Annotated in this window: 21 protein-coding genes and 1 riboswitch; of the genes, 7 read left to right on the top strand and 14 right to left on the bottom strand. The window is 74.5% G+C overall.

The genetic code is table 11. The annotated features are described in order from the left end of the window. The first annotated feature begins 16 nt into the window (after window positions 1-16). The gene (locus AC3YNX_RS00515; RefSeq protein WP_489994297.1) at window positions 17-1036 is read left to right on the top strand and encodes a hypothetical protein; all 1020 of its coding nucleotides are present in this window, start codon (window positions 17-19) and stop codon (window positions 1034-1036) included. 6 nt (window positions 1037-1042) lie between these two features. Here the strand turns inward: AC3YNX_RS00515 and AC3YNX_RS00510 are convergent, their stop codons facing one another. The 9 genes from AC3YNX_RS00510 to AC3YNX_RS00470 form a co-directional block, all read right to left on the bottom strand. Continuing rightward, complete coding sequence (locus AC3YNX_RS00510; protein ID WP_489994296.1) at window positions 1043-1531, bottom strand: beta-class carbonic anhydrase; 489 nt, start codon at window positions 1529-1531, stop codon at window positions 1043-1045. 36 nt (window positions 1532-1567) lie between these two features. Continuing rightward, window positions 1568-2737 carry an LLM class flavin-dependent oxidoreductase gene (locus tag AC3YNX_RS00505; RefSeq protein WP_489994295.1) on the bottom strand — a complete coding sequence of 390 codons (1170 nt, stop codon included), beginning with the start codon at window positions 2735-2737 and terminating at the stop codon, window positions 1568-1570. Next, complete coding sequence (locus tag AC3YNX_RS00500; RefSeq protein WP_489994294.1) at window positions 2734-3465, bottom strand: ABC transporter ATP-binding protein; 732 nt, start codon at window positions 3463-3465, stop codon at window positions 2734-2736. The genes AC3YNX_RS00505 and AC3YNX_RS00500 overlap by 4 nt, the downstream gene beginning before the upstream one ends. After that, window positions 3438-4289 carry an ABC transporter permease subunit gene (locus AC3YNX_RS00495; protein ID WP_489994293.1) on the bottom strand — a complete coding sequence of 284 codons (852 nt, stop codon included), beginning with the start codon at window positions 4287-4289 and terminating at the stop codon, window positions 3438-3440. Before AC3YNX_RS00495 ends, AC3YNX_RS00500 begins: the two co-directional genes overlap by 28 nt. Then, the gene (locus AC3YNX_RS00490; protein ID WP_489994292.1) at window positions 4286-5269 is read right to left on the bottom strand and encodes an ABC transporter substrate-binding protein; all 984 of its coding nucleotides are present in this window, start codon (window positions 5267-5269) and stop codon (window positions 4286-4288) included. Before AC3YNX_RS00490 ends, AC3YNX_RS00495 begins: the two co-directional genes overlap by 4 nt. 254 nt (window positions 5270-5523) lie before the next feature. Beyond that, window positions 5524-5619, bottom strand: a riboswitch (SAM riboswitch). Window positions 5620-5700: 81 nt separating this feature from the next. Next, complete coding sequence (locus tag AC3YNX_RS00485; protein ID WP_489994291.1) at window positions 5701-6183, bottom strand: SRPBCC family protein; 483 nt, start codon at window positions 6181-6183, stop codon at window positions 5701-5703. A gap of 49 nt (window positions 6184-6232) precedes the next feature. After that, window positions 6233-7060, bottom strand: coding sequence for a polyphosphate kinase 2 (ppk2, locus tag AC3YNX_RS00480; protein ID WP_127783844.1), 828 nt, complete (start codon window positions 7058-7060; stop codon window positions 6233-6235). A gap of 58 nt (window positions 7061-7118) precedes the next feature. Then, the gene (gene lhgO, locus AC3YNX_RS00475; RefSeq protein ID WP_489994290.1) at window positions 7119-8315 is read right to left on the bottom strand and encodes an L-2-hydroxyglutarate oxidase; all 1197 of its coding nucleotides are present in this window, start codon (window positions 8313-8315) and stop codon (window positions 7119-7121) included. Window positions 8316-8329: 14 nt separating this feature from the next. Further along, window positions 8330-8662 (bottom strand): DMT family transporter, encoded by a 333-nt coding sequence (locus AC3YNX_RS00470; protein ID WP_127783842.1) that lies wholly within the window; start codon window positions 8660-8662, stop codon window positions 8330-8332. A gap of 123 nt (window positions 8663-8785) precedes the next feature. Here AC3YNX_RS00470 and AC3YNX_RS00465 point away from each other — a divergent pair, with 123 nt between their 5' ends. The 3 genes from AC3YNX_RS00465 to AC3YNX_RS00455 are packed head-to-tail and all read left to right on the top strand — an operon-like array spanning window position 8786 to window position 11941. After that, window positions 8786-9925, top strand: coding sequence for a glycerate kinase (locus AC3YNX_RS00465; RefSeq protein WP_489994289.1), 1140 nt, complete (start codon window positions 8786-8788; stop codon window positions 9923-9925). Continuing rightward, window positions 9909-11126 (top strand): MFS transporter, encoded by a 1218-nt coding sequence (locus tag AC3YNX_RS00460; RefSeq protein WP_489994288.1) that lies wholly within the window; start codon window positions 9909-9911, stop codon window positions 11124-11126. Before AC3YNX_RS00465 ends, AC3YNX_RS00460 begins: the two co-directional genes overlap by 17 nt. A gap of 23 nt (window positions 11127-11149) precedes the next feature. Further along, window positions 11150-11941, top strand: a complete 792-nt coding sequence (locus AC3YNX_RS00455) for a DUF6319 family protein (protein ID WP_489994287.1) — start codon at window positions 11150-11152, stop codon at window positions 11939-11941. Here AC3YNX_RS00455 and AC3YNX_RS00450 read toward each other — a convergent pair. From AC3YNX_RS00450 to AC3YNX_RS00435, 4 genes are all read right to left on the bottom strand, one after another. Continuing rightward, on the bottom strand, window positions 11938-13089 hold the full coding sequence (locus AC3YNX_RS00450) for a hypothetical protein (RefSeq protein WP_489994286.1): 1152 nt from the start codon (window positions 13087-13089) through the stop codon (window positions 11938-11940). The genes AC3YNX_RS00455 and AC3YNX_RS00450 overlap by 4 nt on opposite strands. A 177-nt stretch (window positions 13090-13266) precedes the next feature. Then, on the bottom strand, window positions 13267-14472 hold the full coding sequence (locus AC3YNX_RS00445) for an acyl-CoA dehydrogenase family protein (RefSeq protein WP_489994285.1): 1206 nt from the start codon (window positions 14470-14472) through the stop codon (window positions 13267-13269). An 82-nt stretch (window positions 14473-14554) separates the two neighbouring features. After that, window positions 14555-15301, bottom strand: coding sequence for a TIGR03089 family protein (locus tag AC3YNX_RS00440; protein ID WP_241249924.1), 747 nt, complete (start codon window positions 15299-15301; stop codon window positions 14555-14557). A 16-nt stretch (window positions 15302-15317) separates the two neighbouring features. Further along, window positions 15318-16739: an LCP family protein gene (locus AC3YNX_RS00435; protein ID WP_489994955.1), complete on the bottom strand. Its 1422-nt coding sequence runs from the start codon at window positions 16737-16739 to the stop codon at window positions 15318-15320. A gap of 576 nt (window positions 16740-17315) precedes the next feature. On the opposite strand from AC3YNX_RS00435, the gene rfbB reads away from it, so the two are divergent. From rfbB to AC3YNX_RS00420, 3 genes are read left to right on the top strand one after another with little or no spacing between them, the layout of a single operon-like run. Next, a complete protein-coding gene (rfbB, locus tag AC3YNX_RS00430) occupies window positions 17316-18311 on the top strand; it encodes a dTDP-glucose 4,6-dehydratase (protein ID WP_489994284.1) in 996 nt (331 codons plus the stop codon). Beyond that, a complete protein-coding gene (gene rfbD / locus AC3YNX_RS00425; protein ID WP_489994283.1) occupies window positions 18308-19198 on the top strand; it encodes a dTDP-4-dehydrorhamnose reductase in 891 nt (296 codons plus the stop codon). The genes rfbB and rfbD overlap by 4 nt, the downstream gene beginning before the upstream one ends. A 55-nt stretch (window positions 19199-19253) precedes the next feature. Beyond that, entirely contained in the window at window positions 19254-20114 is an 861-nt protein-coding gene (locus tag AC3YNX_RS00420; RefSeq protein ID WP_241248950.1) for a glycosyltransferase family 2 protein, read from the top strand. On the opposite strand, the gene AC3YNX_RS00415 is transcribed toward AC3YNX_RS00420, so the two are convergent. Next, window positions 20111-20374 (bottom strand): hypothetical protein, encoded by a 264-nt coding sequence (locus AC3YNX_RS00415; RefSeq protein ID WP_489994282.1) that lies wholly within the window; start codon window positions 20372-20374, stop codon window positions 20111-20113. The genes AC3YNX_RS00420 and AC3YNX_RS00415 overlap by 4 nt on opposite strands. Window positions 20375-20434: the final 60 nt, after the last annotated feature.

Raw genomic sequence — 20434 nt, 5'->3', positions numbered from 1 at the left:
GGAGAAGAGGCCGGGCGTGGATCTCGAGCAGGTGGCCGACGAGCTGTACTCGGTGCTGCCCGAGGACTTCGTCGAGACCCGCAAGGAGCGCCAGGCCGAGGCCCGCGCCGCGGGCGACAAGGCCCTGGCCAAGGCCATCGGCGAGCTGGCCAAGCCGACCTCGGCCGCCTGGGTGTGCAACCTGGCGGTGCGCCTGCGTCACGACGAGGTCGCGGGGCTGGTGGAGCTGGGTGCGCAGCTGCGCGAGGCGCAGCAGAACCTGGTGGGCGAGGACCTGCGGGCACTGAACCGCCAGCGCATGCAGCTGCTCTCGGCGCTCACCCGGCAGGCGGCCACCCTGGCCCGCGAGCACGGGCACCGGGTGAGCAGCAGCGTGGCCGGACAGGTGGAGGACACCCTGCGTGCCGCCATGGTGGACCCCGACGCGGGCCAGGCGCTGCTCACCGGGCGACTGGTGCAGCCGATGGCCACCAGCGGCTTCGGCACGGTGACCGGGCGGCCGGACCTGCGGCTGGTGCCGCCGCACCAGGAGAAGACCACGCCAGCCCGCAGCCGCGCGACCCCGTCCCCGGCCACGGCAGCGCCCCGGCCCACGCCTGCGCCCCGGCGCCGGGCTGGCGAGAAACAGCGGGCCGACGAGCAGCGGCGTGCCGAGGAGCAGCGGGCTGACGAGCAGCGGGCCGAGGAGCAGCGGGCCGAGGAGCAGCGCCAGGCCGCGGAGCGCCGGCGGCAGGAGCTGGCCGAGGCCCGCCACGCGGCGGAGCGGGCCACGGCCGACGCCGAGGAGGCGCGAGCCACCGCCGAGGAGGAGGCCCACCGGGTGGCGGAGCTCACCGCCCGGCGCGACGAGCTGGCCGACCAGGTGGCGCAGCTGCACGCGCAGCTGCGCCAGACCGAGCGGGCCGCGGACGAGGCGCGCACCGAGCTGGCCCAGGCCCAGCAGCGCACCAGCAGTGCCGAGCGGGACGCCGCCGCCGCCGAGAAGGCCCGGGATCGTGCCGCCGCCCGGGTGGAGTCCCTCGCCGACGGCGACTGAGCCCGGTCAGCGCACCTCGGACAACCGGCCGGTGGCCACGTCGAAGATGAAGCCCCGCACGCTGTCCTTCACCGGGACGTACGGACTGTCCAGGATCTTCTGCACCTGCTGGCGGACGTCGGTCTCGAGGTCGGTGAAGGCCTCGGACGCCCAGCTGGGCCGGGTCCCGACCTCCTGCTCGATGGCGGAGCGGAAGTCCTCGTCGGTGAAGGTGAGCATCCCGCAGTCGGTGTGGTGGACGAGCACGATCTCCCGGGTGCCCAGCAGCCGCTGGCTGATGGCCAGCGAGCGGATCTCGTCGTCGGTGACCACCCCGCCGGCGTTGCGGATGACGTGGGCCTCGCCCTCCTTGATGCCCAGCGCGGCGTGGACGTCGAGCCGGGCGTCCATGCAGGCCAGCACCGCCACGTGCTTGGCCGGGGGCAGCGGCAGGGGCCCGCTGAAGGACGCGGCGTAGGCCTCGTTGTTCGTCAGGTACTCGTCGGTGACGCTCATGGCGGAGTCCGTTCGGTGGGCGGAGCGGGCGGGGGATCAGGACGGGCTGAGCACAGGTTCGCGCACCGAGGCCCCCGACGCTGGCTGGGGCGATGCCGGCGGCGCCTGCTCGGGCCCGCCGTCACCGAGCAGGCCGCGGCGGCGCAGCAGCGGGACAACCCCCTCGCCGAACCAGTACGCCTCCTCCAGGTGCGGCTGGCCAGAGAGGATGAAGTGGTCCACGCCCAGCGCGGCGTACTCGGCCAGCAGGTCGGCCACCTCCTGGTGGCTGCCCACCAGCGCGGTGCCGGCGCCGGGCCGGATCAGCCCGTAGCCGGCCCACAGGCCCGGGTAGACCTCTAGGCGCTCGTTGGCGCCGGCGAGCTGCGCGGTCTGGCGGCGCTGGCCCTCCGACTCCACCGTCGCCAGCTTGTCCTGCACCAACGACGCCAGCGCGGGGTCGATGCGTGACTGCAGCCTGGCGGCCTCGGCCCAGGCCTCCTCGGTGGTGTCGCGGCTGATCACGTGCACCCGGATGCCGTGGCTGAGGCTGCGCCCGTGTCGCGCTGCGCGGGCGCGCACGTCGTCGAGCAGCTCCGCGGTCCTGGCCGGTGGCTCGGTCCAGGTGAGGTAGGTGTCGGCGTGCTGGGCGGCCACCTCCCGCCCCGCCGGGCTGGCCCCGCCGAAGAACACCTCGGGCACCGGGGACGGCGGGTTGTGCACGGTGGCGCCCTGCACCTGGTAGTGCTCGCCGGTGTGGTCGAACGGGGTGCCCGACCACGCCCCGCGCAGCACGGTGAGGAACTCCGCGGTGCGCTCGTAGCGGCGGTCGTGGTCGAGCCAGTCACCAAAGCGCCGCTGCTCCTGGGCGTCGCCGCCGGTGACGATGTTCAGCAGCAGGCGCCCGTCGGAGATCTCCTGGTACGCCGCGGCCTGCTGGGCGGCCAGGGTGGGGCTGACCAGGCCGGGGCGGAAGGCCACCAGGAACTTCAGCGTGCGGGTCTCCCGCAGCAGCGCCGCCGTCGTCAGCCAGGCGTCGTTGCAGTGGGTGCCGGTGGGGGTGAGGACGGCCTCGAAGCCGAGCTGCTCCACGGCCCGGGCCACCAGCGCCAGGTAGTCCAGCGACGCGGCGCGCGGAGCCGACGCGGTGCCCAGGTGGGCCTGGGCGCCGATCACCTCGCGGCCGTCGCCGGAGGTGGGCAGGTACCAGTGCAGGTGGATGCTCATGCGGTGACTCCCAGGTGGCTGAGGATGGTGGTGCGCTGGGCGACCAGGGCGGGGTCGGAGCGCCGGCGCGGACGGGGCAGGTCGACGGGGAGGTCGTGGGCGATGCGGCCGTCGTCAAGGACGAGGACGCGGTCGGCCAGCAGCACCGCCTCCTCCACGTCGTGAGTGACGAGCAGGACCGCGAAGCCGTGCTGGTCCCACAGCCGCCCGAGCAGCTCGTGGGCGCTGAGCCGGGTGAGCGCGTCCAGCGCGCCGAAGGGCTCGTCCAGCAGCAGCAGCTCGGGGTTGCGCACCAGGGCGCGGGCCAGCGACACCCGCTGGGCCTCACCGCCGGAGAGGGTCAGCGGCCAGGCGTGCACCCGGTGGGTCAGGCCGACCTCGGCCAGCGCGGCCTCGGCCCGCTCCCGGCCGCCCCGACCCAGCCCGAGGGCGACGTTGTCGCGCACCCGCTTCCACGGCAGCAGCCGCGGCTCCTGGAAGGCGACGGCCCGGCTGGCGGGGACCTCGATGGTGCCGGTGTGGCCGGTGTCCAGGCCGGCCAGCGCGCGCAGCAGGGTGGACTTGCCGGAGCCGCTGCGCCCCACCAGGGCGACGATCTCACCGGGGGCCAGGTCGAGGTCGACGCCGTGCAGCACCGCGTCGGTGCCGAACGTGCGGCCCACGCCGCGGGCCGTGACCAGCTGGGTCTGCTCGGGGGTGCTCACGCGGGGACGAACGACTGACGCCATGACAGCGCCCTCCCTTCCAGGGTGCGGACGATGCCGTCGGTGGCCAGGCCGAGCAGGGCGTAGACCACCAGGCCCAGCACGACGATGTCGGTGCGGTAGAACTCGCGGGCGTTCATGACGATGTAGCCCAGGCCCGCGTCGGCGTTGATCTGCTCGGCCACGATGAGCGAGAGCCAGGCGATGCCCAGCGACTGCCGCAGCCCGACGAGGGCCTGGGGCAGCGCACCGGGCAGCACGACGTGGCGGGCCAGGGCGAAGCCCTTCAGCCCCAGCGTGCGGGCGGCCTCGACCAGCTTGCCGTCCACGCCGCGGATGCCGGCGAACAGGTTGAGGTACAGCGGGAAGGTGACGCCCAGGGCCACCAGCAGCACCTTGGGCTGCTCCCCGATGCCGAACCACAGGATGAACAGCGGCACCAGCCCCAGGAACGGCACGGTGCGCAGCATCTGCAGCGGTGGGTCCAGCGCCAGCTCGCCCAGGCGGGAGAAGCCGGAGACCAGGGCCAGCACCACCCCGGTCAGCAGGCCCAGGCCGACCCCGACCAGCACCCGCTGCAGGGAGATGCCCACCGCGTCGGAGAGCTGCCCGTTGCGCCACAGCTCCACCGCGGCGTCCACCACCGACAGCGGGGAGGACAGCTTGCGCTCGGAGATCGCGCCGGCGCTGCTGAGGCCCTGCCAGAGCGCGAGCAGCAGCAGCGGGCTGACCAGGCGCAACAACCAGCCGGCGCGCAGCCGTCGCCGCGGGTGGGCGGATCCCGCCGCCGCGGGGGCCTCGGAGGTCACCGCGGGAGCCGCCGGCGGGCGCACGGTCGTGGCGGTCACGGCTGGGCCGCCGTGACGTCGGCGTTGAATCGGTCGTCGAAGAAGTCGCGGACCTTCGGTGCGGAGGGGATGAGCTTGACGGCGGCGAAGCGGTCGGCCAGCTCCTGCTGGCGGGCGATCACCCGGTCGTCGATGGGGATCGCCCGGCCCCGGGAGGTGTCGAAGGTGGCGGTGGCCACCGCCGCCGGGAGGTTGGTCAGCTGGGAGTAGACCGGCACCCACTGGTCGGGGTGCGCCGCGGCCCAGGCACGCGCCTTGACCAGCCGCACCAGGAAGTCCTTGATGGCCGCCTCCGTGGTGGGGTCGGCCAGCGCCGCGGTGGAGGCGACGGTGTAGGTGTAGCCGGTGGACAGCGTGGTGCCGTCGGCCACCACCTTCGCCCCGGCGCTGGCGATCGCCACCGCGTAGTAGGGGTTCCACACCGCCCAGGCGTCCACCTGCCCGGCCGCGAACGCGCTCTGGGCGTCCGGCGGGGCGAGGTAGCGCACGGTGACGTCGTCCTGGGACAGCCCCGCCTGCTGCAGCAGCCCGATGAGCAGGCCGTGCGAGCTGGAACCCTTGGCCACCGCCACGCTCTTGCCCTTGAGGTCGGCGGCCGTGCGGATGCCGGTGCCGTCCCGGGTGAGCAGGAAGTCGTTGGCCTTGTCGCGCTCCTCCACCGAGACGATCCGTGCCTCGATGCCGGCCGCCTGCGCCAGCACCGGCGGGCTGTCGCCCACGCTGCCGAGGTCGATCGCCTTGGCGTTGAGTGCCTCCAGCAGCGGCGGTCCGGCGGTGAAGCTGGCCCACTCCACCTTGTACGGCAGCTCGTCGAGCTGGCCGGAGACCTTGAGCACCGACTGCACCGACTGCACCTGGTCGCCCACGTGCAGGGTCACCCCGGACAGGTCGATCGAGCCGTCGGCGGCGAGCACCGGGGCGGGTGGCTCGTCGGCGCTGCAGCCGACGAGGACGACGGACAGGACGGTGGTGGCCAGCACGGAGAGTGCTCGTCTTCGGGACAGGGGGAACGACATCGGAGGCCTTTCGGGCGCAAGAGGGCAGCGCCGGCCGCCACGGGGCGGGGCGCAGGAAGGGGTGCGAGCAGGGGCGCGCTCAGCGGCGCAGGGCGATCAGCCGGGTCAGGCGGTGCCGGGCCGACAGCTGGCGCCGGCGGTGCGGCACAGGTCGACGTGCCGCCGGCACGAGAAGGCGGGTCGGATCATGCTCGGGGTGGGCAGGGCCTGCACAGTTGCCTCCATCGGTCCTGGCATTAGCACCCACTCCCGCGTGCTGCGGGGGGTTGCTGCGACGTCGACGAGCCAGGTCTCTCGGTCGCTCTGGATGGTGTGGCGCAAGGCTAGCGAGGCTGGGTGGCGGCAGACAACGAATCGGCTCAGCGTGAGCCGAACCCCAGGGTGGCGCAGCGCGCCTAGCCGGCAGCGACGGCGGGCTGCTCCACGGTGCGGGCCAGGATGCCCAGCGTCGCGCGCAGCCCGGCCTCCGGGATCACCGGGAAGACGCCCTTGTCGCGGAAGCGGTCGTCGATCTCGCTCCAGTCGTAGTACGAGGTGACCAGGGTGCCGCCCTCGCGGGCCTGGAGCCGGTAGCCGTAGAGGTGCCGGATGGGCGGCTGGATGGTGCCGGAGATCGTCCACTCGATCAGCTCGTCGGGCACCAGGGCGGTGATGATCACCGTGACGTCGTACTTGCCCATGGGGAAGTCGTTGAGCGACTCCCGGTCCATGTGCACCCGGAACTCGTCGCCCACCGCACGCACCGCGTCGCCCTCGGCGGACTGCAGCATCCCGGAGCTGTCGATGCGCACGTGTCCCTGTGGGTCGCACAGCAGCGCAAACACGTCCGCGGCGGACGCGGCCACCTGCCGCTGGACCTCGAAGCGCTCCGTCGTCATGGTGCCCACCCTGGCACGGCCGGGCGCTGGCCGCCGTGGGGAACCCGGGTCACAGGGCGGGGAAGGCCCGGTTGACCACCTCGCCCTGCTCGTAGACGTCGGCGGCGGGACCCAGGATCAGCGGGTCGGGCCGGCCCACCAGCTCGGCATCCTTCTCGTCGTAGTCGAACAGGCTGAGCACGTGCCGCATGGCGGCCAGCCGGGCCCGCTTCTTGTCGTTGCTCTTCACCACCGTCCACGGCGCCCACTCGCTGTCGGTGTAGAAGAACATCGTCTCCTTGGCGTCGGTGTAGGCGTCCCACTTGTCGATGGACTCGAGGTCGGTGGGGGAGAGCTTCCACTGGCGCACCGGGTCGTTGGCCCGCTTGGCGAAGCGGCTGCGCTGCTCCAGGCGCGACACCGAGAACCAGAACTTGACCAGGTGGATGCCCGAGCGCACCAGCATCCGCTCCAGCTCGGGGGCCTGGCGCAGGAACTCCCAGTACTCGTCGTCGGTGCAGAAGCCCAGCACTCGCTCGACGCCGGCCCGGTTGTACCAGGACCGGTCGAACATGACGATCTCCCCGGCGGCGGGCAGGTGGGCGACGTAGCGCTGGAAGTACCACTGGGTGCGCTCGCGCTCGGTGGGCTTCTCCAGCGCCACCACGTGCGCGCCGCGGGGGTTGAGGTGCTCGGTGAACCGCTTGATGGTGCCGCCCTTGCCCGCGGCGTCGCGGCCCTCGAACAGGATCACCAGCGGCAGCCCCACGTGCTTGGCCCAGACCTGCAGCTTGAGCAGCTCGATCTGCAGCAGCCGCTTCTGCTGCTCGTACTCGCTGCGCCGCAGCTTGTCGGCGTAGGGGTAGCCCTGGCGCCAGGTGTCAGTGTCGCTGGTCATGCCGCACTGCGTACCACGACCGCCGCCACGATGACGGTTCCGCCGGGCCCCGCGGTGCTCAGGCCGGCTCCGCGGCCAGGCACTGCTGGGCCACGTGCCGCCCGATCGGCAGCGCGGCAGTGGCGGCCGGCGAGGGGGCGTTGAGCACGTGCAGGGTGCGGGCGGTGCGCTGCAGCAGGAAGTCGTGCACCAGGGTTCCGTCGCGGCGCACGGCCTGGGCGCGGATGCCCGCCGCGTGCGGCTGCAGGTCGGCCAGCTCCAGCTGCGGGCAGTACGTGCGGGCCGCGGCCAGGAAGGCCCGCCGGGAGGCCGAGCCCAGCAGCTCCCGGGCCCCGGTGCGCACGTTGCGCCGCGCCAGGTTCCAGAACCCGGCGTAGCCGAGGACGTCGCCGACGTCGGCCAGGTCCACGCTGCCCCGGCGGTACCCCTCCCTGGCCAGCCCCAACACCGCGTTGGGGCCCACGGTCACCCGGCCGTCCACCATCGGGGTGAGGTGCACGCCCAGGAACGGCAGGTCGGGGTCGGGGACCGGGTAGATCAGGTGCGACACCACGTCCCGCCGGTGCGGCGGCAGCTGGAAGTACTCGCCGCGAAACGGCACGATGCGGGCCTCGGGCCTGGCCCCGGCCAGTGCCACCAGCCGGTCGGCCTGCAGCCCGCCGCACACCACCAGCCGGCGGCAGCTCACCACCTGCTCGCCGGCGGTCACCACCACCTCGGTCGCCGACTCCGCGATGGCGCGCACCGACGCCCCCAGCACCACCTGGCCGCCGAGGCGCTCCACCTCTCGGCGCAGCGCGGCGCACACCAGGGTGAAGTCCACGCTGGCGGTGACGGGCACGTGCAGCGCCGCCAGCCCGGCCACCGCCGGCTCACGCTCGCCCAGCTCCGCGGCGTCCAGGCGCGCCACGGTGATGCCGTTGTGCCCGGCGCGCTCGGCGAGGGCGTCCATCCGGGCCACCTCGCGACCGGTGGTGGCCACCACCAGCTTGCCCAGCTCGCGGACCGGGATGTCGTGGCGGGCGCAGAAGTCCTTGGTGGCCTGGGCGCCGGCCCGGCACAGCCGCGCCTTGAGGCTGCCCGGCTGGTAGTACAGCCCGGAGTGGATGACGCCGCTGTTGTGCCCGGTCTGGTGCCGGCCTAGTGCGGGCTCCTTCTCCAGCAGCACCAGGGACGCGCCGGGTCGCTGCTGGAGCAGGCTCAGCGCGGTGGCCAGGCCGACGATGCCGCCGCCCACCACGCAGTAGTCGTGCACCCGTGCGGCTCCCGCTACTCCGCCGCCCGGGTGCCGCCGACCTCGACCAGCAGCACCCCACCGATGATGAGCACGATGCCCATCCCCATCAGCGGGGTCAGGGGATCGTCGAAGAGGAGCTTGCCCAGCACGGCGACCGCGGCCACGCCGGTGGCCGCCCAGATGCCGTAGGCCACGCCCACCGGCACGCCACGGGTGAGCACCAGGTTGAGCGCGAGGAACGAGCCGGTGTAGCCGGCCACCACCAGCAGGCTGAAACCGAGCCTGCTGAAGCCCTCCGACGCTCGCAGCGAGAGGGTGGCGGTGACCTCCAGCGCGATCGCCAGGACCAGGAACAGCCACCTCATCGGCGGGGCGCCCGACAGGGCACGGAGGGGCGGAGCATGCGCCCAATCTAGACAGCCGAGGGCGGGTGAGACAGTGGGCCCTCGAGACGATCCCAGAGCAGGGATCACAGAGCACAGGAGAGCGTGATGAAGGTGCTGGTGGCGGCGGACAAGTTCCGCGGCTCGCTGTCCGCGCCGCAGGTGACCGCCCACGTGGCTGCCGGGCTGACCCGGGCGCGGCCCGAGGCGACGGTGGTGCAGCTGCCGGTGGCCGACGGGGGCGAGGGCACCCTGGCCGCCGCGGTCGCCGCCGGCTTCCGGCCCGTGCCGGTGGACGCCGCCGGACCCACCGGCGTCCCCTGCCGCACCGGCTACGCCGTGCGGGACGGGGTGGCGGTGGTGGAGCTGGCCGACGTGTCCGGGCTGGACCGGTTGCCCGGCGGCGTGCCGGCCCCGCTGCGCGCCAGCAGCCACGGCACCGGCGAGGTGCTGCGGGCGGTGCTGGACGCCGGCCTCCGCCGGGTGGTGCTGGGCGTGGGCGGCAGCGCGTGCACCGACGGCGGTGCGGGCCTGCTGCAGGCGCTGGGAGCCCGGGTGCTCGACGCCGCCGGGGCCGACGTCGCCCCCGGCGGGGCGGGGCTGGTCGAGGTGGCGCAGCTGGACCTGGCCGGGCTGCACCCCGCGCTGGCCGAGACCGAGGTGGTGCTCGCCTCCGACGTGGACAACCCGCTGCTCGGCGCCCACGGTGCCGCCCCGGTGTTCGGGCCGCAGAAGGGGGCCGACGCCGACCAGGTGGCGCTGTTGGAGCGTGCCCTGCAGCAGTGGTCGGCGGTGGTCGAGGCCGCGACCGGCGAGCAGTGGGCGCACCGGCCGGGAGCGGGCGCCGCCGGTGGGGTGGGACTCGCCGCGCTGGCGGTGCTGGGCGCCCACCGCCGCCCCGGGGTGGAGCAGGTGTTGGAGCTGGTGGGCTTCGACGAGCACCTGGCCGGCGCCGCGCTGGTGGTGACGGGGGAGGGCTCGCTGGACGAGCAGACGCTGCGGGGCAAGACCCCGGTGGGCGTGGCGCGGACCGCGGCGGCCGCCGGGGTGCCCGTGGTGTCGGTGAGCGGGCGCTGCCTGGTGGAGCCCGCTGCGCTGGCAGCGGCGGGCATCGGTCGTGCGTACGCGCTCACCGACCTCGAGCCGGACCCGCAGCGCTGCATGGCCCAGGCGGGCCCGCTGCTGCGTCAGCTGGCCATGCAGGTGGCCCAGGACTGGCTGCCCGGCGGTGGCCGTGCTGGGTGAGACCGTGCGCCAGCCGCTGTGGCGCTCCCGCCCGGTGGCCACCCTGGTGCTGATCAGCCTGCTCGGCTTCACTGGTTTCTGCTTCACCCTCTCGGCGCTGCCCGCCTGGGCGGTGCAGGGTGGCGCCGGCGTGGGCAGCGCCGGGCTGGTCACCGCGGTGCTGCTGGTCAGCACGGTGGTTGGGCAGCTGGCGGTGCCGTGGTGGAACGCGCGCTTCGGCGCGGGTCGGGTGATGGCGGTGGGGCTGCTGGCCCTGGGCGCCCCGGCCCCATTCTACGCGCTCAGCCACGACCTGCGCTGGCTGCTGGCCCTGTCCGTGGTGCGGGGCATCGGCTTCGCCATCCTCACCGTGGTGGGCACCCTGCTGACCTTTGCGCTGGCCCCGCCCGGCCGCCACGGGGAGGCGGTAGGGCTCTACGGCATCGCCATCTCGGTGCCCAACCTGCTGGCCATTCCCGCCGGGGTGGCGCTGACCCAGGCGGGGTTGTTCCCGTGGGCGGCGGTGCTGGCCGGCGCCCCGGTGCTGGCGGTGCCGCTGGCGTGGAGCCTGCACGCGGTGGCCGGCCCCGCCCGGAAGCCCGAGGTCGCTGCCCCCGCTGCCACTGCGGCCGCCGCGCGGTGGTCGGCGGTGGCCGCGGTGCTCAGCCCCTCCGTGGTGCTGCTGGCGGTGACCATCTCCGTCGGCGGGGTGCTCACGGTGCTGCCCATCGAGCGCCCGGACGGACAGCTGGCCGCCACCGCGGTGCTGCTGCTCGGTCTCGCCGGGGCGCTGACCCGCTGGCGGGTGGGGGCGCTGCGCGACCGGGTGCGCGGGGCGTGGCTGCTGCCCACTGCCGTGGTGGTCAGCGGGGTGGGCGGGGCGCTGCTGGCGGTGGGCCTCGGCCTGGCCTCGGGGGCGGCGGCCGCGGTGGCCGTGCTGGTGGGCGCCACGGTGTTCGGTGCCGGCCAGGGTGCGGTGCAGAACCTCACCCTGGTGGACGCGTTCGCCCTGGCGGGGCCGGGGCGAGCCGCCACCGCGAGCGCGGTGTGGAACGTCGGCTTCGACCTGGGCACCGGGGTGGGCGCCGTCGCCGTGGGTGCCCTCAGCGCGACCACGCTGGGCTTTCCGCTGACCATGGGGCTCTGCGCGGCGGTGGTCACGTGCACCCTGCCGCTGGCGGTGCGCTCCAGCCGCCGGGCCGCCGCGGGCCGGGTCAGGTGATTCCGTCGGTGCGGTGGTGAATCATGACTACCGTGCCTCCCCGCCGCAAGACCGCCACCACGTTGACCCAGGAGGACGCCGCCGCCCTGCGCGCCGCCCTGGCCGAGGGCAAGCGTCCCACCGTCTACCTGCGCGACGGCGTGCCCAGCCTGGGTGTGCCCGCCGCAAGCAGCGCGCGGGTGGTCTCCGTGCAGGGGGAGTCCACCGTGCTGGCGCGGCCCAAGGGGGTCAGCGACGACCTGCCCTACGAGCTGGGCGAGCTCTACGCCTCCCGTTCGGCCGCGCTCGCCGCCGCCGCACCGCCGCCCGCGGCCCCGCCGAAGCGGCGGCCCCGCGCTGTCGCCGCATCCAGGCCAGCGCCCGTCCGCAGTCCGGCACCGGTCGCGGCGACCACGTCCGCACCGGACGCTGAGCCGGCCTCCGCCGCCCCCGCTCCTGCCGCCCCCGCTCCTGCTGTGCCCCCAGCTGTCGTGCCCGCGCCCGGTGCCGCCGGGGCGCCCGCCCGCCCCCGGCGCAGCGGCCGCGGCACCCCGGAGCGGGTGACGGTGACCATCACCGGAACCGCGGACGGACAGTGGTCGGTGCAGGCCGCCCGCGGCAGCGCCACCGCGCGCGGCAAGGCCACCCCGGTGAGCCCGGACGCCGTCGCCCGCGCGGTGCACGAGCTGGGCGACGAGGCCACCACCAGCGCCGTGGCAGCGGTGCTCGACCACGCCCGTCGCAGCGCCGAGCAGCGGGTGGCGCAGCTCAGCGCCGAGCTGGAGGCTGCCCGCGCCGCGCTGCAGGCGCTGGCCAGCGCCGAGCCCGACCGCTAGAAGATCCAGACGCCCCAGGTGCCGGGCTTGAGCCCCACCTGCAGCAGCGTGTAGTCCACCAGCACCACCGGCGGGGCCAGCACCAGCATCCAGCTCTGCGGCAGCCGGGCCAGCTCACGGACGTCGCGCCAGCGGTCGGCGATCACCATGGCGCCGATGACCACCAGCGGGAACGACGTCATGGCCAGCACCCGGGTGTGGTCGGCGGTAACTGCCGCCGTGCCCAGCCACAGCAGCACCGCCAGCACCAGGCCCAGTTGCTCCCGGCGCGACCAGCCGGGCCAGCAGTGCAGCAGCCCGGTGAGGGCGAAGCCCCACAACCCGGCCAGTGCCGACCACACCAGCAGCGGTGCCTCCGCCGTGGTCGAGCCAAGCAGCCCGGTGAACACCTCCCAGCGGGCCAGGAACGTCAGCCGCGACCCGCCGCCCGCGCCGACGGCGTGCAGGAAGAGCTCCAGCGCCAGCTTGCCCACCAGCGCCCCGGCCAGCAGGTGCGCCGTGCGCGGGCGCAGCCCCACCGCCCGCGGCAGCTGGGGCATTAGCGCCAGCAGCGCCAGCCCCACCGCGACCTGCTCGAAGTTCTGCACCCCGGCCAGCACGCCCGCGGCCAGCTGCCAGGCCGGTCGGTGGCGCAGCGACACCAGGACCACGATCCAGGCGAGCACGGAGAACGCGTCGTACATCCCGATCCACAGCAGCAGCACCGTGGTGACCGGGGCGAGGGCCACCACGGTGGCTGCCACCAACCCGCTGCGCCCGCCCAGGCGTCGCCGCAGCCACAGCGTCAGCCACAGCGCGGCCACCGCCAGGACGGCCGCGTGCAGCAGCAGGTACGCGGCGGTGCCGTGCACCGGCAGCAGCCGGTAGGTGAGCTGGCCGAGCGGGGCACGGAGCAGGAACTGGCTGTCCTCGGGCAGCGGCGCCGTGGGCCACTGCCGCGCGGTCAGCTCGAACAGGTCCAGGTAGTCCACCTTGGCGGGCCCGGTGCGCCACAGCACCCACACGAGCACGCCCGCACAGGCCAGCGGCAGCGACACCACTGCGGCCAGCGCCGGCCGGATCCGGGTCCGCCCGAGGGCTGCCCTGGCCGTGCCCCGGGCGGGACCGGCGGTGGAGTCCGGACGGGGGGAGGGGGGTGCCGTCGTCATGAGGGTCGATGCTCCCGCCGCCTGCTGTGCACGACCTGACCGCTGCCTGGAAGCCCGCTGAGACCCCCAAGGAGTGCCCTTACGCTGGCAGAACGTACAGCACGGGGCACCCGGGCGCCGGGGCACGGACGAGGGCCCCGTCAGCACGCCTGGGGCAGCGCGCGCTGACGGGTCGGCTCACTGCTGCGGGCGGGGCAGCATCGAGTCGGAGATGATCTTGCGCTGGATCTCGCTGGTGCCCTCGAAGATGGTGGTCAGCCGGGCGTCGCGCCAGTACCGCTCCACCTGCCGCTCGGTGGTGTAGCCGTTGCCGCCGTGCAGCTGCATCGCCTGGGTGGTGACCGTCGCGGCCATCTCGGTGGCCCGCAGCTTGGCCATCGCGGCCTCGCGGGTGCAGGTGACGCCCTGGTCGAGCAGGTGTGACACCTGGCGGTACATCGCCCGCGACTGCTCCACCTCCGAGGCCATGTCGGCCAGCGCGAAGCGCAGCGCCTGGAAGTCGCTGATCGGGTGGCCGAACTGCTCGCGCTCCTGCAGGTACACCGTGCAGTCCTCCACCGCGGCCTGGGCCAGGCCCACCGCGCGGGCGGCGGTGTGCACCCGGGCGATGTCCAGCCACGCCCCCACTCCGCTGAAGCCACCCTCCTGCTCGCCGGAGGTGACCACGTTGCCCGCCGGGATGCGCACGCCGTCCAGCTCCAGGTCCCAGGTGAGGAAGCCGTGGTAGCCGATCTTGTCGATCGGGCGGCCGGTGAGGCCGGGCACGAACTCCCCGCGCGGCTTGCTCAGCAGCAGCGTCTCCAGGCCGGCCGAGCGGGACTCACCCTCCTCGGGGTCGCGCGTGCGGCAGAGGATCTGGATGAAGTCGGCGGCCTTGGCGTTGCCGCACCAGCGCTTCTGCCCGGTGAGCACGTACTCGTCGCCCTCGCGCACCGCGCGGGTGTGCACGCTGGCCAGGTCCGAGCCGGCGTCGGGCTCGGACAGGGCGATGGCCCCGATCCACTCGCCCTTGGCCGACAGCCGCAGCAGGCGCTCGCGCTCGGAGCTGTCGGCCAGCCCGGTGCCCAGCCCCTGCGCCCGGGCGATGATGCTGGCCACGCTCATCCAGGCCCGGGCCAGCTCCTCGGCCACCATGCAGTACTCGAACGCGCCCAGGCCGAGGCCGCCGTGCTCGGTGCCGATGGTGATGCCGAAGTAGCCCAGCTCACCCATCCGGGCGAGCAGCTCCTCGGGGATCAGGCCCTTCTCCGGGTCCAGCCGGTTGGCGACCGGCAGCACCTCGTCGCGGGCGAAGGCGCGCACCTGCTGCTGCAGCGCCTCGCGCTCGGGGGTGTGCCACGGCGGGGGCAGGGTGGGCAGCGCGGGCTGGCGGACGTCGGACACGAATGTCTCCTCGCATCGGGAAGGACGGATCAACAGGTACTGGGCTGCAACCACTTCTACCGCACGCCGGCACGGGGGCCGCTCACCGGACAGCGGTGACCCGCTCGGTCTCGATGCGACGGGTCTGGCGCTGCTCGTCGGGGTCCTGGTGGGACACCTGCACCAGGGAGGCGCCCGCGGACAGCACCGCCAGCAGCCCGTCCACCAGCTCGGGCGTGGTGGACCAGTCCGCGGTGGACAGCACCCGGTCCTGCGCGGTGAAGCCCTGGGCGGTGGCGGAGGCGGCAGCGGCCTCGAGCACCTCGGCGATGCTGCGTCGGGCCAGGGCGGGCGCGGAGGGTGACAGCGGCACCGGGGCGAAGGCGTCGCCGTGCACGCGCACCGCGGTGGCGTAGTCGGTGACGCCCACGGGGAGGTCGTCCACCCCGCGGCCGAAGGCGTCCAGCGAGAGCACCGCCACCTCCGGCGCCTGCTCGGCCTCGGCGAGTCGGTCCGCCGTGCACAGTGCCGCGTCCACCTCTCCTGCCATCGGCGCAGCCGGGTCGGTCACCACGGCGCCGCACCACCAGGCGCCGAGCAGCACCGCGGCGGTCTGCCAGTGGGCGGGCAGCAGCACCGCCACCCGGTCACCGGGCTGTACCCCCAGCTCGTCGCGCAGCAGGTTGGCGGTCTTGGCGGCCCAGTTGGCCAGGGTGGTGGCCGAGACCTCCACCCGCTCCCCGGTCGCGTCGTCGTAGTAGGTGATGCGCGGGCCCGCGGCGTCGACCTGCAGGACCGGACGCAGCAGCGCATCCGTGAGGGTGGGTTCCGGTGCAGTCATGCCCCTCAGCGTGCCAAGGCGGCGCTCAGCTGATGCAGGGCACCCCGTCGGCGGTGATCGGGGGGACGGCCGGCTCGCTGCTGGTGGGGGTGCTGGACGAGCCTGTGGTGGAGCTGGCGGCGGGCGCACCGGGTCCCTGGTAGGAGCGGCCCAGCACCACGCTCACCGAGCCGCGCGTCACCGAGGTGTCCACCTGCACCGGCAGCCCGCCCAGCTCGGCGGCGACCCTGGCCGCGCCGGGGTCGTCCTTCCTGGGGGCCAGCACCACGCTGTCGCTGCGGGTGCCCGAGGAGCTGTTGCTCACGGTGCCCTCGCGGTAGCCGGTGCTGCTCAGCACGGCCGACACCTGCGAGGCGAGGCCGGAGACGCCGGCGGCGTTGAGCACGTTCACCCGGATGGATGACGCGGCGGGGGCGCTCGCGGTGGGGGTGGGCGTGGCTGTGGTGGCGGGCGCCGGTGCGGACGCGGTCGCGGCCGGCTCCAGCAGTGCCCGGGTGAACTTCTGCACCGCAGCCGGATCCACCCGGACGATGCTCTGCCCCTGGTCGTTCATGTCGTTGGGGTCCGTGACCGGCACGGTCTGGAACTGCACCGCACCCCCGGCCAGGCCCTGCAGCTGCATGGCGAAGCCCACCACGTCCCAGCCGGAGTCGATCACCACCGAGCGCTGCAGCGCCGCGGAGAGGTCGGAGACCTTCCCCGGGTTGGCCAGCGTCTGGGCCTGCAGCACCTTGCGGGCCAGTGACGCCATGAACGCCTGCTGACGCACGATGCGGTCCAGGTCGCCGCGGGGCAGCCCGTGGCGCTGGCGCACGAAGCCCAGGGCCTTGGCGCCGTTCAGCGTCTGCTCGCCGGCGGCGAAGTTCGCGCCCGAGTAGGAGTCCTTGGTGGGAGCGGCGAGGCAGACCGGCACCCCGCCGACGGCGTCGGTCAGCAGCACGAAGCCCAGCAGGCCCACCTCGGCGTAGTGGTCCACGCTGAGCCCGGTGAGGTTCTCCACCGTGGACACCAGGGCCGCACGGCCGGCCTCGGTGGACTTGGTCTCGTTGCCGGCCGGGTCGCCGGCGTGGGTGGTGGCGAGCGTGGCGTTCTCGGCGTCCTTGGCCGCGCCGTAGACACCGTTGATCTTGGTCATCCCGTCCGGTCCCTGCACCCAGGAGTCGCGCGGGATGGAGACGGCGGTGGCCGAGCTCCCGTCGTTGGGCACCCGGATGAGCACGATGGTGTCGGTGTTGGTGGACGTGACGTCGCCGGAGTTCAGCATCTGCTGCTCCTGCGGCGTCAGCGGCTTGCCCTGGGCGTCGGTGCGGCTGTCCATGCCGACCAACAGGATGTCCACCGCGCCGTCCTTGGCGTTGTCGCTGCCCTGCAGGGCACCGGTGGTGGCCAGGTTGCTGGTGAGGGTGTCCAGGGTGTTCCAGGCCGCACCGGTCACCAGCAGCACCATCGCGGAGACCGCCGCAACCGCCACCCGCAGCGCGGTGTGCGGGCGGTGCTCGCGGGATGGTCGCCGGGCTGCCGGGGTGCGCCCACCCCGCTGGCGAGGCCGCCCGGTCTCGGTGCTCGGGCGGGCGCCGCGCTGGGCCGGCGTGGGGGGAGTGCGCCGGCTGGGAGACGGGGGCCGCGCCCCGGCGGCCCTGGAGCCAGTGCCCGCCGGGGAGGATCCCGGCGCCGGTGGGCGGATCCGCTCCGCGCGGCCGGAGGAGCCGGGCTCGGCGGCGGAGGACGGGCGGGACGCGTGCGGGCCGTACCGCCGAGGAGTGCCGGAGGAACGCCGCCGACGCGATCGGTCGTGGTCCTCAGGCCGGTCGGGCACCCTGGCGCTCCATCTCTCGTGCGTCGTCCACGTCGTTGCTGTCTGTCCCGGCTGAGCCGGCGCGCCCCCTCCGATCTCGGCCGAGCCGAGGTCAAGGTTAGCGGCGACACCGGCGGGCAGCCCGTTCCCGCTACCGGCGTGCCAGACTTGTCACGTTGCACGGGCGGTTGTCCGCTGCGTCCCACCACCACCCCCAGGAGGGTCCGAGTGCGTCTGCTCGTCACTGGCGGAGCCGGTTTCATCGGAGCGAACTTCGTCCACCAGACCGTGCGCGAGCGCCCGGACCACCAGGTGCGGGTGCTCGACGCGCTCACCTACGCAGGCAACCGGGCCAGCCTCGACCCGGTGGCCGACGCGGTGGACTTCGTGCACGGCTCCATCGCCGACGCCGAGCTGGTCGACCGGCTGGTCGCTGACGCCGACGTGGTGGTCAACTTCGCCGCCGAGTCGCACAACGACAACTCCCTGGACGAGCCCGAGCCGTTCCTGCAGACCAACCTGGTGGGCACCTACCGGCTGCTGGAGGCGGTGCGCCGGCACGGGGTCCGCCTGCACCACGTCTCCACCGACGAGGTGTTCGGCGACCTCGAGCTCGACGACCCGGCCCGGTTCACCGAGGACACCCCCTACCGTCCGTCCAGCCCGTACTCCTCCACCAAGGCCGGCGCAGACCTGCTGGTGCGGGCCTGGGTGCGCTCCTTCGACATCGCCGCCACCATCTCCAACTGCTCCAACAACTACGGGCCCTACCAGCACGTGGAGAAGTTCATCCCGCGCCAGGTCACCAACGTGCTCAACGGGGTGAAGCCCAAGGTGTACGGCACCGGGGCCAACGTGCGGGACTGGATCCACGTGGACGACCACAACCGGGCGCTGCACGCGGTGCTCGACCGCGGCACCCTTGGCCACACCTACCTGATCGGCGCCGACGGGGAGGCCGACAACCTCACCGTGGTGCGCGCCATCCTGCGGGCGCTGGGCAAGCCCGACGACTGGTTCGACTTCGTCTCCGACCGCCCCGGCCACGACCTGCGGTACGCCATCGACGCGAGCAAGCTGCGCGGCGAGCTGGACTGGAAGCCGCAGTACGCCGACCTGGACAGCGGCCTGGCTGCGACGGTGCAGTGGTACGCCGACAACCGGGCCTGGTGGGAGCCGGCCAAGCAGGCCACCGAGGACGGCTACACCCGGCTCGGCCGATGAGCAGCCCCGACCGGCTGAGCCTGCTGGTCACCGGCGCCAAGGGACAGCTGGGCACCGACGTGGTGGAGCAGGCGCTGGCCGCAGGCCACCAGGTTCGTGCGGCCGCCTCGGCCGACCTGGACGTGACCGACGCCGCGGCCGTGCACGCCGCGGTGGCCGAGCTGGCGGCCGGGGAGCAGCCTGCCGTGGTGGTCAACTGCGCGGCGCACACCGCGGTGGACGCCGCCGAGGACGAGCCGGCGGCGGCGGCCGCGGTGAACACCGACGCGCCCGGACACCTGGCGCGGGCCTGTGCCGCCCACGGCGTGCACCTGGTGCACGTCTCCACCGACTACGTCTTCCCCGGTGACGCGAGCCGGCCCTACGAGCCGGGCGACCCCACCGGGCCGCGCTCGGTGTACGGCCGCACCAAGCTGGCCGGGGAGCAGGCCGTGCTCGCGGCGCTGCCCGGCGCCCACGTGGTGCGCACCGCCTGGGTCTACGGCGCGCACGGGTCCAACTTCGTGGCCACCATGCTGCGGCTGGAGGCCGCCCACGACACGCTGCGGGTGGTGGACGACCAGCGCGGCTCCCCGACCTGGTCGGCCGACCTCGCCGCCGGGCTGCTGGAGCTGGCGGCGCGCCGCGACCTGCCCGGCGGGGTGCTGCACGCCACCAACAGCGGCGACACCACCTGGTGCGGGCTGGCCCGGGCGGTGTTCGCCGAGGTGGGCGCCGACCCCGAGCGAGTGCACCCGTGCCGCACCGAGGAGTTCCCCCGGCCCGCCCCGCGCCCGGCCTACTCCGTGCTGTCCGCGGCGGCCTGGACCGCGGCCGGGCTCACCCCCCTGCGGCCCTGGGAGCAGGCCCTGCACGCGGCGCTCGCCCAGGGAGGCGTGGGTCGGTGAACACCCGGGTTCGGTAGCAGCCGGAGCCGCGCCGGGCGCGCGGTAGCCTCCCCGGGTGTCTGAACCCTTCCGCGCGTCGTCCCGCCTGGCCGTCGTGACGGTCACCTACTCACCCGGTGAGCACCTGGCGGAGTTCCTGGACAGCCTCGACACCGCCACCACGGAGCGGCCGCTGGTGATCCTGGCCGACAACGGCTCCACCGACGGCGCCCCCGAGGCCGCCGCGCAGCGCCACGAGCACGTCCGGCTGCTGCACACCGGCGGCAACATCGGCTACGGCGCCGCCGCCAACCGCGGGGTGGCCGAGCTCGACGCCACCGTGGAGTGGGTGCTGGTGGCCAACCCGGACGTGGCCTTCCTGCCCGGCTCGGTGGACGAGCTGCTCGCCGCGGCGGCGCGCTGGCCCCGGGCCGGGGCGCTGGGACCGCTGATCCGCGAGCCCGACGGCAGCATCTACCCCTCCGCCCGCGAGGTCCCCACCATCCTGGCCGGGTCCGGGCACGCCGTGCTGGCCAACATCTGGCCCGGCAACCCGTGGAGCCGCAGCTACCGCCGCCCGGAGGAGCAGCCCGGCGAGCGCCCGGCGGGCTGGCTGTCCGGCTCCTGCCTGCTGCTGCGCCGCAGCGTCTTCGACCAGCTCGGCGGATTCGACTCGCGGTACTTCATGTACTTCGAGGACGTCGACCTCGGCGACCGCATCACCCGTGCCGGCTGGCACAACGTCTACGTCCCCACCGCGGTGGTCACCCACGCGCAGGGCCACGCCGCCAGCAAGGCCCCCACCCGGATGCTCACCGCCCACCACGACAGCGCCTACCGCTTCCTGGCCGACCGCCACCCGGGTCGCCACCAGGCGCCGCTGCGGGGCGCGCTGCGGCTGGCGCTGCGGGCCCGCAACCGCTGGGCGACCCGCTAGCGAGGCACCTCGGGCGGCGCCCACCGCGAGCTGGTCGGCAGGTGCAGCTCCTGGGTGGCGTCGGGGTCCACGGTGCGCGCGTCCGCCGCCGTGATGCGGTAGCGCGGCAGGATCACGGTGACCGCGGAGTCGGCGGGCGAGCTGGCCAGGTCCGGGGTGATCACCCTCCGGTCACGGCTGCGGGCCCGGGCCAGCACGGCCTCGGCATTCCTGCGTGGGTCGGTGCCCTGCTCGTGCACCGGGTACAGCTCATGCACCACTGTCGCCTCCTCGGCCCCTGCTGCCCAGCACAGTAGTGTTCACTTCCGGCACCCCAGGGC

This window comes from Rhodococcus sp. Z13_19A (assembly GCF_058133575.1).
Note: the sequence above shows the minus strand (reverse complement) of the source record. Positions and strands in the feature narration are given on the sequence as shown.